At 71.5% G+C, this 13,067-nt stretch carries 18 protein-coding genes; 7 read left to right on the top strand and 11 right to left on the bottom strand.

Annotated features, from left to right (window positions below; genetic code table 11):
* Positions 1 to 141: 141 nt before the first annotated feature.
* Together ABZ490_RS51425 and ABZ490_RS51420 are read right to left on the bottom strand one after the other, a co-directional pair.
* Positions 142 to 519 carry a tetratricopeptide repeat protein gene (locus tag ABZ490_RS51425; RefSeq protein WP_359007744.1) on the bottom strand — a complete coding sequence of 126 codons (378 nt, stop codon included), beginning with the start codon at positions 517 to 519 and terminating at the stop codon, positions 142 to 144.
* A gap of 56 nt (positions 520 to 575) precedes the next feature.
* A complete protein-coding gene (locus tag ABZ490_RS51420; RefSeq protein ID WP_359007741.1) occupies positions 576 to 1,106 on the bottom strand; it encodes a MarR family transcriptional regulator in 531 nt (176 codons plus the stop codon).
* 39 nt (positions 1,107 to 1,145) lie between these two features.
* On the opposite strand from ABZ490_RS51420, the gene ABZ490_RS51415 reads away from it, so the two are divergent.
* A complete protein-coding gene (locus tag ABZ490_RS51415) occupies positions 1,146 to 2,099 on the top strand; it encodes an EamA family transporter (RefSeq protein ID WP_359007738.1) in 954 nt (317 codons plus the stop codon).
* A 216-nt stretch (positions 2,100 to 2,315) separates the two neighbouring features.
* Here the strand turns inward: ABZ490_RS51415 and ABZ490_RS51410 are convergent, their stop codons facing one another.
* Positions 2,316 to 3,089, bottom strand: a complete 774-nt coding sequence (locus tag ABZ490_RS51410) for an alpha/beta fold hydrolase (protein WP_359007735.1) — start codon at positions 3,087 to 3,089, stop codon at positions 2,316 to 2,318.
* Between the two features lie 64 nt (positions 3,090 to 3,153).
* On the opposite strand from ABZ490_RS51410, the gene ABZ490_RS51405 reads away from it, so the two are divergent.
* Positions 3,154 to 3,573 carry a MarR family winged helix-turn-helix transcriptional regulator gene (locus tag ABZ490_RS51405; protein ID WP_359007732.1) on the top strand — a complete coding sequence of 140 codons (420 nt, stop codon included), beginning with the start codon at positions 3,154 to 3,156 and terminating at the stop codon, positions 3,571 to 3,573.
* 43 nt (positions 3,574 to 3,616) lie between these two features.
* On the opposite strand, the gene ABZ490_RS51400 is transcribed toward ABZ490_RS51405, so the two are convergent.
* The 7 genes from ABZ490_RS51400 to ABZ490_RS51370 all read right to left on the bottom strand — a co-directional run bounded on the left by ABZ490_RS51400 (position 3,617) and on the right by ABZ490_RS51370 (position 8,399).
* The gene (locus tag ABZ490_RS51400) at positions 3,617 to 4,333 is read right to left on the bottom strand and encodes a DUF4142 domain-containing protein (protein WP_359007748.1); all 717 of its coding nucleotides are present in this window, start codon (positions 4,331 to 4,333) and stop codon (positions 3,617 to 3,619) included.
* 224 nt (positions 4,334 to 4,557) lie between these two features.
* Positions 4,558 to 5,124 (bottom strand): DUF4291 family protein, encoded by a 567-nt coding sequence (locus tag ABZ490_RS51395; RefSeq protein WP_359007729.1) that lies wholly within the window; start codon positions 5,122 to 5,124, stop codon positions 4,558 to 4,560.
* A 13-nt stretch (positions 5,125 to 5,137) separates the two neighbouring features.
* Positions 5,138 to 5,584 carry a hypothetical protein gene (locus ABZ490_RS51390; RefSeq protein ID WP_359007726.1) on the bottom strand — a complete coding sequence of 149 codons (447 nt, stop codon included), beginning with the start codon at positions 5,582 to 5,584 and terminating at the stop codon, positions 5,138 to 5,140.
* A gap of 309 nt (positions 5,585 to 5,893) precedes the next feature.
* The gene (locus tag ABZ490_RS51385; RefSeq protein WP_359007723.1) at positions 5,894 to 6,370 is read right to left on the bottom strand and encodes a hypothetical protein; all 477 of its coding nucleotides are present in this window, start codon (positions 6,368 to 6,370) and stop codon (positions 5,894 to 5,896) included.
* Between the two features lie 66 nt (positions 6,371 to 6,436).
* Positions 6,437 to 7,402, bottom strand: a complete 966-nt coding sequence (locus tag ABZ490_RS51380; RefSeq protein WP_359007720.1) for a pirin family protein — start codon at positions 7,400 to 7,402, stop codon at positions 6,437 to 6,439.
* 53 nt (positions 7,403 to 7,455) lie between these two features.
* Positions 7,456 to 7,944 (bottom strand): hypothetical protein, encoded by a 489-nt coding sequence (locus ABZ490_RS51375; protein WP_359007717.1) that lies wholly within the window; start codon positions 7,942 to 7,944, stop codon positions 7,456 to 7,458.
* The gene (locus ABZ490_RS51370) at positions 7,941 to 8,399 is read right to left on the bottom strand and encodes an ATP-binding protein (RefSeq protein WP_359007714.1); all 459 of its coding nucleotides are present in this window, start codon (positions 8,397 to 8,399) and stop codon (positions 7,941 to 7,943) included. The genes ABZ490_RS51375 and ABZ490_RS51370 overlap by 4 nt, the downstream gene beginning before the upstream one ends.
* 152 nt (positions 8,400 to 8,551) lie before the next feature.
* Between ABZ490_RS51370 and ABZ490_RS51365 the strand changes: the two genes are divergently transcribed.
* Positions 8,552 to 8,773: a DUF397 domain-containing protein gene (locus tag ABZ490_RS51365; protein WP_055632489.1), complete on the top strand. Its 222-nt coding sequence runs from the start codon at positions 8,552 to 8,554 to the stop codon at positions 8,771 to 8,773.
* Between the two features lie 124 nt (positions 8,774 to 8,897).
* Entirely contained in the window at positions 8,898 to 9,812 is a 915-nt protein-coding gene (locus ABZ490_RS51360; protein ID WP_359007711.1) for a helix-turn-helix transcriptional regulator, read from the top strand.
* 24 nt (positions 9,813 to 9,836) lie between these two features.
* On the opposite strand, the gene ABZ490_RS51355 is transcribed toward ABZ490_RS51360, so the two are convergent.
* Positions 9,837 to 10,655: an SAM-dependent methyltransferase gene (locus ABZ490_RS51355; protein ID WP_359007708.1), complete on the bottom strand. Its 819-nt coding sequence runs from the start codon at positions 10,653 to 10,655 to the stop codon at positions 9,837 to 9,839.
* A gap of 168 nt (positions 10,656 to 10,823) precedes the next feature.
* Between ABZ490_RS51355 and ABZ490_RS51350 the strand changes: the two genes are divergently transcribed.
* From ABZ490_RS51350 to ABZ490_RS51340, 3 genes are all read left to right on the top strand, one after another.
* The gene (locus ABZ490_RS51350; RefSeq protein WP_359007705.1) at positions 10,824 to 11,504 is read left to right on the top strand and encodes a PAS domain-containing protein; all 681 of its coding nucleotides are present in this window, start codon (positions 10,824 to 10,826) and stop codon (positions 11,502 to 11,504) included.
* Entirely contained in the window at positions 11,501 to 12,478 is a 978-nt protein-coding gene (locus ABZ490_RS51345) for a threo-3-hydroxy-L-aspartate ammonia-lyase (protein ID WP_359007702.1), read from the top strand. Before ABZ490_RS51350 ends, ABZ490_RS51345 begins: the two co-directional genes overlap by 4 nt.
* Positions 12,479 to 12,617: 139 nt before the next feature.
* Entirely contained in the window at positions 12,618 to 12,977 is a 360-nt protein-coding gene (locus ABZ490_RS51340) for a cupin domain-containing protein (RefSeq protein ID WP_359007699.1), read from the top strand.
* Positions 12,978 to 13,067 lie beyond the last annotated feature (90 nt).

Raw genomic sequence — 13,067 nt, 5'->3', positions numbered from 1 at the left:
CCCCGGGGCGTTCTCCGGGGGGCGCGGCGCCGCCCCGCCCGGGGGGGGGGGTCTGCGGGGCGCGCGCGCGGCGCCCCCCCCCGCGGGGGGCGCGGGGCGGGGTCGCCCCCCCCCCGCCCCGCTCCCGTGTACTGAGCCGGACTACTCCTGCGGGAAGTCCCCGGCCAGCGCCGAGGCGATCCGCAGATGCGGTCCCGCCTCCGCGTGCCGCCCCTGCCGCTCCAGGGTGCGGCCCAGCATCAGCCGGGCGTAGTGCTCCACCGGGTCGCGCTCCACGATCAGCCGCAACTCGGTCTCGGCGCGGCGCAGTTGGGCCGAGTGGTAGTAGGCGCGGGCCAGCAGCAGCCGCGGTCCGGTCTGCTCCGGCACCTCGTCGACCAGCGGCGCCAGCACCCGCGCCGCCGCGGTGTAGTCCCGCGCGTCGAAGAACAGCTGCGCGCGCTCCCAGCGCTCGGCCGGGGTCCCGTGGGTGTAGTACGCCGACTCGTTCGCCGCGTCGTACCCCGTGCCGTATGTCATGTTCACTCGTGACCTCCTTCGGGGCCGTCAATCGGGGGTGGTCGTTGAATATTCCACTACCCCTGCCCTGAGGTGTCTCCGGTGTGCTCCATGCGGCCCAACCACCCGGTGAGCAGCCCTTCGAGGGACGCGGCCTCGGCGGGTGTCAGCAGGTCCAGCAGACGGCGTTCGTTGTGCATGTGCTCGGTGAAGGCCCGGTCGATCAGTTCGCGGCCGGGCCCGGTGAGGGCGACGATCCGGCCGCGCTGGTCGTCGGCGGAGCGGCGGCGCGTGACCAGCCCGGCCCGCTCCAGCCGGTCGATCCGCTTCGTCATCGCGCCGGTGGTGACCATGGTGTGCGCCGCGAGTTCGCCGGGCGCCCGCTCATAGGGCTCCCCGGCGCGGCGCAGCGCGCACAGTACGTCGAACTCGCCCTCGCCGAGGCCGTAGCGGCCGTAGACGAGGCAGAGTTCCTCGGTGAGCCGGTCGGCCAGCCGGTGCAGCCGGCCGATCACTCCCTGTGGGCCGACGTCCACGTCGGGACGCTCCCGGCGCCAGTCGGCCTGGATGCGGGCCACGCGGTCCAGCGGTTCACCGTTCTGCTCCATGGGTCCATATTAGCTTCCCGGGAAGTTATATTGGCTTCCATGGAAGCAAATGTGCGTTGGGTGGCCCTCACGGCCCTGACCGCGATCGCGCCGGTGGCCTGGGGGGCCAACTATTTCGTCACGCACGAGTTCCTGCCCGCCGACCGCCCGCTCTGGGGAGCCGCCCTGCGCGCGCTGCCCGCCGGGCTGGTCCTGCTGGCCCTGTGCCGGCGGCGGCCGCGCGGCGCGTGGTGGTGGCGTTCCGCCGTGCTCGGGCTGCTCAACATGAGCGTGTTCTTCGTCCTCGTCTACGCCGCTTCCCAGCTCCTTCCGACGAGCGTCGCCTCGACGGTGATGGCGCTGTCGCCGCTCACGATGATGCTCATCGCCTGGCCCCTGGTGTCGGAGCGTCCCCGGGCCGCCCATCTGGCCGGTGCCACGATCGGACTGGTCGGGGTCTGCCTGATGCTGCTCACCGGGGCGGAGGCGGTGAGCGTGCCGGGCGTCCTCGCCTCGGCCGCCGCCCTGCTGGTGTCGTCCTTCGGCCACCTCCTCGCCAAGCGCTGGAGCACCGGCACGGACGTGCTCGCCTCGACGGCCTGGCAGCTCACGGCCGGCGGCCTCTTCCTGCTCCCGGCCGCAGCGGCGGTGGAGGGCGCTCCACCCGCCCCCTCCACCCCGACCCTCCTCGCCTTCGCCTACGTCTCCCTCGTCGCCACGGCCCTGGCCTTCGTCGTCTGGTTCACCGGCCTGCGGCACCTGCCCGCGGGCACGGTCGGCCTGATCGGCCTGCTCAACCCGGTGACCGGCGTCGTCCTCGGCACCGCGATCGCGGGGGAGGCGCTGACCGTCCAGCAGCTGGCCGGTCTGGCCCTGGTCCTGTCGGGGGTCACCCTGGGCCGCCCCCGACGCACACCCCGGCCTTCCGGACCGGCGCACCCGGCTCCGGGCCCGGAGCGGCAGGTGACGAGAACGTCTCCCGTTCTCCCCGGCGTCGAGGGCGATCGGCCATGATCGGTGCATGAACGAGATCGTGCTGATGTCGGATCCCTCAGCGTTGACCCCCGCAAGGCCGATGCCACGGGGGAGTTCGCGCACCTGCGGAGAGGGGGCGTGACCCGCCTCCGCGAGGCCCAGGGGTCGCTTCCGAACGGTCTGCGTCTGCTGTTCGTCGAGGGTCCCGGGCGCACCCTTCGGCCCGTGATCATCGTCCGTGATCACCGCCCGTGATCATCGGCGTGCGGTCTGCGTGGCGAAGGCGTCGAGCAGGGGGAAGGTGCGCGCGGGCTGTTCGAGGTGGGGCAAGTGGCCCGCTTCGGGCACCAGTTCCATGCGCGCGTTTGCGAACGAAGCGGCGTACTCCTCGCCGTACGCCGGAGTCGCGATGCGGTCGCTCTCGCCCCATACGACGAGGGTGGGGACGGTGACGGCCGCGAGACGCGGCCGGAGCGCGGGGTCGTTCATGGCGGGGCCGCCGGAGTAGACGCGCAGGGCGGCCAAGTTGGCCTGCACGACCGCGCGTTGCTCGGCCGGGACGGTCGTGGGGTCGACGTAGAAGCGCTCGGGGTCGTGGTAGGCGTACTCGGCGACGCCCCGTGCGTCGAGGGCGAAGAAGTCCCGGACCGGTTCGCCGTCGACCTCGATGCCGACCGCGTTCATCAGGACGACCCCGCTGATCAGGCCCTCCGTGTCGGCCGTGGCCAGTTCGGCGGCGATCCAGCCGCCGAGCGAGGAGCCGATCACCAGGACGTCGGACAGGCGGCGGTCGCGCAGGAGACGGAGATAGGCGGCGGCGAGGTCGGCCACACGGGTGAGGTCGCCGGGGCGCGGGGTGCCGTTCCAGCCGGGGTGGGTGGGCAGCAGGACCGGGGCGGTCCGGGCGAAGTGCGCGGCGATCGGGGCGACGGTGGCGGGACCGCCGCCGCCGTGCAGCACGAGGACGGGGCGGCCGGTGGCGGGGCCGGATTCGGTGAGGGCGTGGCTGAGGGCAGGTGTCGAGGTCATGAGCCGGACACTAACTAAAGATATTTATATAAGCAAGCTTAGTCGCCGTGCTAGCCTGGCGGGCATGGCCGTTGAACTGCAGATCCTCGGAAGGGCCGTGAAGGCCGCCCAGTACCGCCAGCACCGGGCGCTCGACAGCCGTCTCGCGTCCGTCGGCAGCACGCTCGCGCAGTGGGACGCGCTGCGGGCCGTCGGCCGCACGCCGGGTGCCAGCGCCCGCGAGCTGGCGGCGGCGACCTTCCAGAGCGAGCAGGCGTTCGGCACGCTCGCCGGGCGTCTGGTGGCGCAGGGACTGGTGGACCGGCGCCCCGGTCACGGCCGCCGGATCGAGCATCACCTCACTCCCGAGGGGAGCCGGGTACTGAAGGCCGGCCATACGGTGGCGGACGAGGTGCTCGCGGAGTGCTTCGAGGGCTTGACGGAGCCGGAGCGCGAGGCGCTGCTGGCCCTGCTGCGGAAGGCGGAGGGGCGGTCCGAGGGGTGAGGCGGGACCGCCGCGCGCACCCCTGACCGCCCTCGGGCGGCGCCTACCCGTTGGCCGCCGCGCCGTTCATCGCCGGGCCCAGGTCCGCCGGGGTGGACGTGGCGTTCGGCGGCGGGGGCAGGACGACCAGCGGCTGACCGGCGGGCGGGACCGGCGGAGTCATGTCCGTCTTGGGCAGGGTCGGCGGCTTGGTCTGGTTGAACAGGGTGGTGTCGAAGTCGACCAGACCGGTGTTCTCCATCACCGTGATGTGGTCCAGGACGGTGTCGTTGGCCTGGTCGGCCAGGGCGCGCACCAGGGAGTTCTTCGTCGTCGAGCGGACCTTCGCCACGGTGTTGAAGATGGAACCGTGCGTCATGCGCAGGATGTTGGCGAAGTCGATGTCGAACTGCTTGCCCTGGGACGTCTTCAGGGTGGTGACGAACCCCTCCTGCTGCGGGCTGGCCACGTTGGGCAGCACGACGTTCAGCATCGGCGCGATCTTGCGGCAGGTCTCGTCCAGGGCCGCGTGTCCGTCGACCAGGTGCTCGCTGGCGGTGATGACGGCCTTGCTCTGCCCCTTCTCGATCCCGATCAGGCCGACGGGATGCTCCCAGAGGCCGGCCGCCCGCACCGCCACCACGAAGGCCCGGTCGCTCTCGGTGAACGGCCCCCACTGGGTGTTGGCGATGAGTCGGTCGGACGAGGTCGACACGGTCGTCAGACCGAGCATCGACGGATATACGAGGGCGCTCACTGTCAGGGTCAGGGCGCCGCCCACGACGAGAGTGCCCACGATGTTCCGTGAGATCTGCACTGTTCCTCCTGCGCGGTCGGGGGATTGGTCGAGTCGCTCGTCGCCCGGCGGGGCGGGGTCGCAGACGAATACGTGCGTGACGCGGCTCGGGCTCACCCCGTTCCAATAAATGTTCAAGAGGGGGCAAAGAAGATCTTGATCGCGGCCGTGGAAGGAGGGAGCGTGCGCCGCGCATCCGGCGCCTACCGTCATCCACCTGGACGGATGAGGCCTTCCAGTGTCCGGGGCAGTGGATACGCCCGCTCTGCGGGGAGCAGCCGCCGGGCTTTGTCGGCCTGCCCGCCCTGCGCCAACGCCGCGGCCTTGCGGACCTGGGGGGTGAGGTCGGTGAGGTCGACGATCCAGTCGTCGGTGAAGGTGCGGATCAGTCCGCGGCCGATGCCGACCTGGATGCTGTAGTGGTTCAGTGCGGCTCCCCGCAACGAGCGTTCCGGGTCCCACTGGACATGGACCGCCGCCTGGGCGACAGCTGCCGGATCCGCGGTCGTGAGCACGGCCCGGGACAGCGCCTCCTCCCAGCCCTGCCGGGTCATCCGCACCGCGAGAACGCGCTCCTGACCGGGCTTGCGGGCCCAGTTGCTGCGATGCATGAGCCACAGGAACGAGGGCTTGATCCACGTCATCCTGTGGAAGGAGAACGGCGCGACGAAGCGGCCCGCTCGCAGCGCCGCATCGGCCAGGGCGGGCGCGTACGCCTGGTAGACCACGATCGTGTCGGCATCGTGGTCTGCGCGAACCTGGTACTGGGGTGCCATGCGCCGCACCCTGTCATCCGCTCCCTCGGCATCGCGAACGTTTTTCCTGGAACCGGCCCCTCCGTGCCTTCAGGGCGGTAGAAGGTGATGACCGACGGGGTGTCCGGGTCCCCGGTGACGACGAAGAGGTGTGGCCGGTCGGCCGTGCCCACGGCCCGGCGTTCTCGTCGACCAACGGCAGGTTGACGCCCTCGGCCTCGCCGTTCTCGCCCAGCCGCAGCCGGTACGCGCCACCACCGCCGTACCAGTCCCCGACGTACTCGCTCCGGTCGAGCCGGGGTGGCTCGTAGGCGTGCCAGTGGGTCCACTGCTGGACCAACCCGCCGACCAGGGCGAGGAGCAGGGCCGCCCCGGTGACGGCGCCGATCCGGGCCGCCATCGCGCTCCACCCCAGCGACCGGTGGTGCGCGTACCAGGCCGCCGTCACCGGGAGGAGCGCGGTGCCCGCGATCCAGGCCACCGTCCCGCAGGCCCACACGTAGGTGACGGGCCCATGGCGCGAAGACTCAGAAAAGCGCAGCCGTGGCGGCCGTTGTGTCTTGCCTGCTACGATCACGCTCCGATTTGAACGTGTTCAAAGTGAGGATTGCGTGCCCGAGTCTGCCACGCCCGACCGAAGTGACACACCCGCCGTCGCCTTGGGGCCCATGGCTCTGATGCTCGGGACCATCTCCGTGGTGGGGGCATGGCCGGCGTTCATGTTCGCCGTGTTCCCGTGGTCGATCCTCGCCGGCGCCCTCTCCGTCACCTTCGGCGCCATGGGTATTTACTACGCTCGCCTGGGTGCAGGCCGCTTGTGGACCGCCGTGGCAGGGGCCGCCCTTGGGGCAATCGGACTGGCTGGTGCCATCGCCTTCATCGGGGCGCTCGGCGTCCAGTAAGGGCAGCCTCCACTGCAGGAAGTAGACACCCCACGGGTCGGGATGATGCTGCGGTAACCGCTGTCGACGACCCAGGTCCGGTGCAGCACGGTGAACTGGTGCGTGCCGCCCTGGCTGTCGGTCGTGGTGAAGGTCTGGTCGGGCTGTGCGACGCTGTTCCGAGGCGGGCGCGGGCCGACTTCCTGAAGCATCAGGATCGGCACCTGGAACGCCAGCCGCTGGACCGTGTTGCTCCACTTGCTGCCGTTCTGTGCCTCGTTGTCGGCGCCCTGCATGTTCCAGGTGACCGCGGGCGTGGTGGCCGCAGGGAAGTCGGTGGCGGCGGCAGGAACGACAAGTGACGCTGTCAGCCCGGCCATCACCACCGCTGCAGCGATTTTGAGGCCCCGTCAGCTTGCCGACGGGGCCTTCGTGGTGTGTGTTGCTGGTGGTCAGCGCGTCCTTCCCCGTGGTTTGAGCGGTGTGGGCGGCAGCTCCGGTGCGGGCAGGGGAGCGCCGTCGTAGCCCCGTACCTCCCCGAAACGCGTCCCCTTCGTCCAGTCCTCGCGGGCCTGGACGATCTCGTCCTGGGTGCGGCCGACGAAGTTCCACCACATGATCAGCTCCTCCTCGAAGGGCTCGCCGCCCAGGAGCATCAGGCCCGCGTCCGAGGTGGCGCGCAGGGGGAGTTCGGTGCGGCCGCAGCCGAGGTAGAGGAGGGAGCCCGGGAGGACCGGGACGCCGTCCACGTGGACCTCGCCGGACATCGACAGGACGCCGTACTCGAAGTCGGGGACGAGCGGCAGGCGTACGTCCGCGCCCTGGGCCAGGGCGAGGTCGGCGCCCACGATCGGGGTGTACGTCGTCCCGGGGGAGCGGGAGCCGTCGAGTTCGCCGAGGACGAGGGTGGCCGTGAGGCCGGGCGCGGTGACCGTGGGCAGCTCGGCGTGGTGTTCGAAATGGGGCTCGGTGTGGCGGTGGGCGTCGGGGAGGGCGACCCAGAGCTGGGCGCCGTGGAGGAAGCGGGCGTGGGGCCGCGGGCTCTCCTCGGAGTGGCTGATCGCGCGGCCGGATGTCATGAGGCCGAGTTCGCGGGGGCGGACGGTCTGGAGGCTGCCCGTGGAGTCGCGGTGCAGCACCTCGCCCTCGTGCAGCCAGCTGACGGTCTGGAGTCCCATGTGCGGGTGCGGCGGGACCTGCATACCGGGTTCGTCGGCGATGTCGTCGGGGCCGTAGTGGTCGACGAAGGCCCAGGCTCCGATCATGCGCCGGCCCAGGTTCGGCAGCAGTCGGCGGACCTCGGTCGACTCACCGAGCTTCACCTTGCGGGGGCTCAGCAGCTCACGGACGGGTTCGGCGACGACGAATCCACGCCCGCCGCACACGCTCGGCACGGGCGCACGGTCAAGGTTGCTCATGCGGTCAACCTAGCGGCCGGGTACCCCGGACGGGCCGACTCGCCGCCCGTTCTTCAGTCGTTCAGCGTCGCCGCGAGCTCCCGGCCGGCCTCGGCGATCTCGCTGTCCCGGTCGGTGACGAGGTCCTCCAGGAGGCCCCGCTGGGCCCGGACGGCATGTCGGGCCTCGCGTTCCCAGGCCACGTGGTTGTCCGGGTGGCGCAGCAGCTTGGGGTAGGCGGCGGCCGTGGTCTCCCACTGGCGGGCGTCGGCGATGCTCTTCAGCAGGCGCAGTATCGCCACCCGGCAGGTGACCTGCGGGAGCCGGGCGAGCTCCCAGAGGAACGGCACCGTCGCCGCGGTCGCCTGGTCCACCACGAAGCCGAACCGGCAGATACGGCGGCGCAGTTGCCCGAGCGCGCTCTGCGCGGTCTCGGCGTCTCCGCGGGCGACGGTGGTGAGCAGGGCGGGGATGCCGGCGGCGGATCCGGTGGTGTCCTGGATGTCGGGCCAGGGCACATGGCCCAGGTCCTGCAGCGGTGGGGTTCTCTTCGTGGCAGTCATGTCGTGGAGGTGCGGGTCGGCAGCATGGCCCAGACGGTCTTGCCCACGGGGGAGCGGCGGGTCCAGCCCCAGTGCTCCGCGAGGGCTTCGACGATGTGCAGTCCGCGGCCGTGCTCCAGCAGGTCGTCGCCGGGGTGCGGGTAGAGGGGTGGGCTGTCGCCGGGGTCGGTGACGGCGCACATCAGGTGCGAGCGGCGCAGGGTGAGTCTGAGCCGTACGTCGAACTGATCGGTCGACAGGTGCGGCAGGCCGTGCAGGACGGCGTTGGAGGTGAGTTCGGTGACGACGGTGAGCGCGTCGTCCGTGCAGTGGCCCAGGGACCAGCCGCCGAGTGTGCGACGGGTGAAGTTCCGTGCCTCGAGGCATCCCTCCCGGTCGCCCCCGAGGCGCAGGCTTGCGGTTCTGGACGAGTCGAGGACGGACTCGTGGTTCCGGAACTGCGCAGGTGATGACACGGGGCATCTCCCTGAGGCGAGGTCAGGACGGGTTGCCGGAAGTGCGGTTGACGGCATGGATATTATCCACCCTGACGATGTCCTCGTGCAATTTCACGGGAAATTGCGCGTACGAAGCGAGGAGAGTTGCCGTGTCGTCAGGAACCGGATCGGTGTCGAACGGAGTGCGGGCGAGTTCGCTGGGCGTCCGCTGGATCAAGAGCAGTCACAGCAACGCGGAGGGCAACTGCGTCGAGGTCGCGGCGCTGGACGGGGGTGGCGTCGCGATGCGCAACTCCCGGGACCCCGACGGTCCGGCCCTGGTCTACACGCCGGCCGAGGTGGCGGCGTTCCTGGCGGGGGCGAAGGACGGGGAGTTCGACCACCTGCTGTGAACGCGAGCGGCGGGAGCGTGCCGTCCGACGCGGCGCGCGGCTCAATTCCCGTGCTCCATACGGTCGTAGGGCGTCGGATGCGATACTGGGGTCTGTCGTCTGCCGGTCCGTGGGGAGTCACAGCATGTCTGCCGAGTCGCCTCGAGTCTCCCGCCTCGAACCGTATCTGAACCGCGCGGAGCCCGCCCCGACCTTGCTCAAAATGCTGGTCGGGGTCCAGCTCACGGGGATGCGGGAGGATGCCGGGCTCGCCCAGGACCAGGCCGCGCGTGCGGTGCGGTTCAGCCCGGCGAAACTGTCGCGCATCGAGGCGGGCAAGGGACGCCGCCCTCCGACGGAGGGCGACGTCCGCGCACTGCTGACGCTGTACGGCGCCGAGGAGCACGAGGCCTCGGTGCTGCTGGAACTGCTGCGGCAGGCCGGGGAGCCGGGCTGGTGGCAGCGGTACGACAAACGGCTGATGCCCGAATGGTTCGATCGGCTGGTCGGACTCCAGGAGGCGGCCACCGCGATCCGTACCTTCGAGATCCAGTACGTGCCGGGTCTGTTCCAGACCCCCGCGTACACCCGTGCCGTCGTGGAGCGCGGGCTGCCCTCGGCCTCGCCGCGGGAGGTGGAGCGCCGGGTGGAGCTGCGCACCCGGCGGAGCGAGCTGTTGCACCGCGCCGACGCCCCGCGGGTGTGGGCGATCCTCGACGAGTCGGTGCTGCTGCGGGTGCTGGGCAGCCGCGAGGTGATGCGGGAGCAGCTCGCCCATCTCGTGGAGCTGGCCCGGCTGCCCCAGGTCACCGTGCAGGTCGTCCCGTTGGACGTCACGCACGCCTCGGCGCCGGCCATCCCCGTCACGTATCTGCGGTTCGGCGGTGCCGATCTGCCCGACATCGTCTACCTGGAGCAGATCAGGAGCGCCACCTTCCTGGAGGACCGGGACGAGACGGAGGAGTACCGGGTCGCCCTGGACCGGCTGGCCGACCAGGCGCTCCAGCCGCGCGAGTCGCTCAGGATGATCGAGGAGACCATCCGGCAGCGCTACGCCTGACGGCCGGAGCGGGCCGGGGCCCGGTCAGCCCAGACGCCCCACGCCGCCGAACTCGATCCACTCCTGGGTGAGTTGGCGGGGCGCGACCTCGGTGTCGGGCCGCCAGGTGGAGACCTCCACCAGCCCGGGGTCGAGGATCTCGAGCCCCTCGAACCAGCCGGCGACATCCTTCTGCTCCCGCACCCGGCCCCAGTGCCCCTGCGTGGCCTTGTCCATGAAGTCGGTCACGAACTCCCGGACCGCCGGGTCCTCGCTGACCAGCTGACACATCACCAGACAGCTGCCGGGGGCCAGGCGTTCGGCCACCCGGCGGACCACGGCGGGCGGGCCGTCGGTCTCGCTGTCGGGGATGCAGTGGAAGACCGAGTTGAACAGCACGGCCGCCGGCTGGGAGAAGTCGATCAGCCGCTCCGTGTCGGGGTGGGCGAAGATGGCCTCGGTCTCGCGCATGTCGGCGTGGATCACGGTGGTGCGCTCGTTCTGCTCCAGCAGGGCACGGCCGTGCACGAGGACCATCGGGTCGTTGTCGACGTAGACGACGCGGGAGCTCGGGTCGACCTGCTGGGCGACCTGGTGGACGTTGTCCTGGGTGGGCAGGCCGGAACCGTGGTCCAGGAACTGCCGGATGCCGTACTCCTGCGCCAGCGTCCGTACGACCCGCTGGAGGAAACGGCGGTTGTTCAGCGCGAGGACGCGGGTGCTCGGGACGACCTTGTCGAGCTCGGCGCAGGCGGCCCGGTCGGCCGCGTAGTTGTCCTTGCCGCCGAGATAGTGGTCGTACATGCGTGCGGCTGTCGGAACCGCGGCGTCGATCTCCGTGGACAGTGGCTTTCCGGACTGCATGTCTTCCCCCAGCTCCCAGCTGTGGCCGCGTCGTCGCGGTCGGTAACACATCCTAGGGAAACGGCAATTGGGGGCGCCACCCCTTGATCGACGGATCGCCTGAAGAGGGTGGCGCGCAGGCGGTCTGGACTGTTGGTCCAGTGACTGGACGTGTGGTCTAATCATGCCGTGGAGTCCAGAGAAGCGGAGCGGGACGCGATCCTGCGGGCGCTCGCCCCCGTCGTGGACGGGATCGCGGCCACCTTCGGGCCGCTGTGCGAGGCCGTCCTGCACGACTACCGGCGGCCGGAGACGTCGGTGGTCGCCGTCGCCGGGTCGGTGACCGGGCGGACGGTCGGCGGGGCGATGAGTGAGATCGGCCTGCGCGTCCTGGCCCGCGGTGACGAGGCCCACGACGAGTTGAACTACGTCACCCGCACCAGCACCGGCAGACGGGTGAAGTCGTCCACGATGGTGCTGCGTGACTCCGCCGGCGCGGTGTTCGGCGCCCTCTGCGTCAATGTGGACGTCACCGAGATCGACCGCGTGCAGGGGCTGCTCGCCGCGCTCGCGGGCACCGGCGCGGAGGCGTCGCCGGCCCCGGTGACCACCTTCGGCGACGACATCGACTCCGTCGTGGACGCCCTGCTCGACGACCATCTGCGGCGCCAGGACCAGACCTGGCCCGGCCTCGACAGGACCCGCCGTCTCGCCCTCTTCCGCGGCCTGGACGAACGGGGCGTGTTCGCCGTACGCCGAGCCGTCGAACAGGTCGCCGCCCGCCTGGGCATCTCCCGCGCCTCCGCCTACCACTACCTGGCGCAGGCGCGGGACACGCCCGCCGACGCCACCGAGGGAGCCCGCCCATGACCACCGCACCCCCGCCCCTCACCCTCGACGACGTCCGGGACGCGGCCGTCAGGCTGCGGGGGGTCGCCCTCCGCACCCCCGTGCTGCGCTCCCGCACCCTGGACGCCGCCGTCGGTGCCGAAGTGTTCCTGAAGTGCGAGAACTTCCAGCGCGTCGGCGCCTTCAAGTTCCGCGGCGCCTACAACGCGGTCTCCCGGCTGCCCCCCGGACAACTCGCGCGGGGCGTCGCCGCCTACTCCTCCGGCAACCACGCCCAGGCCGTCGCCCTCGCCGCCCGGGAACTGGGCACCACCGCGGTGATCGTGATGCCCGAGGACGCCCCGCGCTCCAAGCGGGCGGCCACGGAGGGCTACGGCGCCGAGATCGTGACGTACGACCGCTACACCGGCGACCGGGAGGCCGTCGCCCGGGCCCTGGCCGCCGAGCGGGGCCTCGCCCTGATCCCGCCCTACGACCATCCGCACGTCATGGCCGGCCAGGGCACCGCGGCACTCGAACTCCTCGACGAGGTCGACGACCTGGACGCGCTCCTCGTCCCGGTCGGCGGGGGCGGGCTGATCGCCGGCAGCGCGACCGCGGCGAAGGGGCTGCGGCCCGGCATCCGGATCGTCGGCGTCGAACCGGAGGCCGGGGACGACACCCGACGCTCCCTGGAGGCCGGCCGGCGGATCGAGATCCCGGTGCCGCACACCATCGCCGACGGCCAGGCCCTGTCCACGCCCGGTGAGCTGACCTTCCGGGTGAACCGGCGCCTCGTCGACGGGATCGCCCTCGTCTCCGACGACGAGATCCGCGCGGCGATGCGCTTCGCCTTCGAACGTCTGAAGATCGTCGTGGAGCCGAGCGGCGCCACCCCGCTGGCCGCCCTGCTCGCGGGCCGGGCCGGCGCCCCGGGCCGCCGGGTCGGAGTGATCGTCTCCGGCGGCAACGTCGACACCGGCCGGTTCGCCGAGCTGTGCGCGGGGGGTGCCTGACGCCCCGGTCCACCGAATGGCGCCCCCCGGTGGCGGGGCGGACGATGGAGGGGTGGGGCGCGGCCCCCACCGGTGACGTCCCGGGCCGCCGGGGAGACCGGCCCCGGCCGTGGCGCAGCACGGCCGGAAGGAGGACGCCATGCTGGAAGTGAAGACGCTCGACAAGCCGGACGAGCGGCGCGACTTTCCCCGGGGCCACCTGGAGGCCGTTCACATGAGCGGGCTGGACTTCGCGATGGCGACGTTCGAGCCGGGCTGGCGCTGGACGGAGTCGGTGGCCCCCATAGCGGGCACCGACACCTGCCAGATCCACCACAACGGCTATGTGGTCAGCGGACGGATGCACATCACCATGGACGAGGGCGGCGAGACCGAGGTGGGCCCCGGCGACGTCTTCGTGATCTCACCCGGACACGACGCCTGGGTCGTGGGTGACGAGCAGTGCGTGGTCTACGACTTCGCGGGCTCGATGGCCAAGGAGTACGCGAAGGCCGACTAGTACTCCAACAGGACTTCGTGGCTTGACCTGGGGAAACGTCGAGCGGTGGGAGTGTAGCGGCCGATCGGCGGTCACGGGTGGGTTCCGTGC

This window comes from Streptomyces sp. NPDC005811, assembly GCF_040630405.1.
Taxonomy (GTDB): Bacteria; Actinomycetota; Actinomycetes; order Streptomycetales; family Streptomycetaceae; genus Streptomyces.
This window is presented reverse-complemented; position numbering and strand designations above follow the sequence as displayed.

Excerpts from the sequence above, each read along its gene's own strand:
- ABZ490_RS51425 (WP_359007744.1), bottom strand. The coding sequence starts at position 519 with ATGACATACGGCACGGGGTACGACGCGGCGAACGAGTCGGCGTACTAC.
- ABZ490_RS51420 (WP_359007741.1), bottom strand. The coding sequence starts at position 1,106 with ATGGAGCAGAACGGTGAACCGCTGGACCGCGTGGCCCGCATCCAGGCC.
- ABZ490_RS51415 (WP_359007738.1), top strand. The coding sequence starts at position 1,146 with ATGGAAGCAAATGTGCGTTGGGTGGCCCTCACGGCCCTGACCGCGATC.
- ABZ490_RS51410 (WP_359007735.1), bottom strand. The coding sequence starts at position 3,089 with ATGACCTCGACACCTGCCCTCAGCCACGCCCTCACCGAATCCGGCCCC.
- ABZ490_RS51405 (WP_359007732.1), top strand. The coding sequence starts at position 3,154 with ATGGCCGTTGAACTGCAGATCCTCGGAAGGGCCGTGAAGGCCGCCCAG.
- ABZ490_RS51395 (WP_359007729.1), bottom strand. The coding sequence starts at position 5,124 with ATGGCACCCCAGTACCAGGTTCGCGCAGACCACGATGCCGACACGATC.
- ABZ490_RS51380 (WP_359007720.1), bottom strand. The coding sequence starts at position 7,402 with ATGAGCAACCTTGACCGTGCGCCCGTGCCGAGCGTGTGCGGCGGGCGT.
- ABZ490_RS51375 (WP_359007717.1), bottom strand. The coding sequence starts at position 7,944 with ATGACTGCCACGAAGAGAACCCCACCGCTGCAGGACCTGGGCCATGTG.
- ABZ490_RS51360 (WP_359007711.1), top strand. The coding sequence starts at position 8,898 with ATGTCTGCCGAGTCGCCTCGAGTCTCCCGCCTCGAACCGTATCTGAAC.
- ABZ490_RS51355 (WP_359007708.1), bottom strand. The coding sequence starts at position 10,655 with ATGCAGTCCGGAAAGCCACTGTCCACGGAGATCGACGCCGCGGTTCCG.
- ABZ490_RS51345 (WP_359007702.1), top strand. The coding sequence starts at position 11,501 with ATGACCACCGCACCCCCGCCCCTCACCCTCGACGACGTCCGGGACGCG.
- ABZ490_RS51340 (WP_359007699.1), top strand. The coding sequence starts at position 12,618 with ATGCTGGAAGTGAAGACGCTCGACAAGCCGGACGAGCGGCGCGACTTT.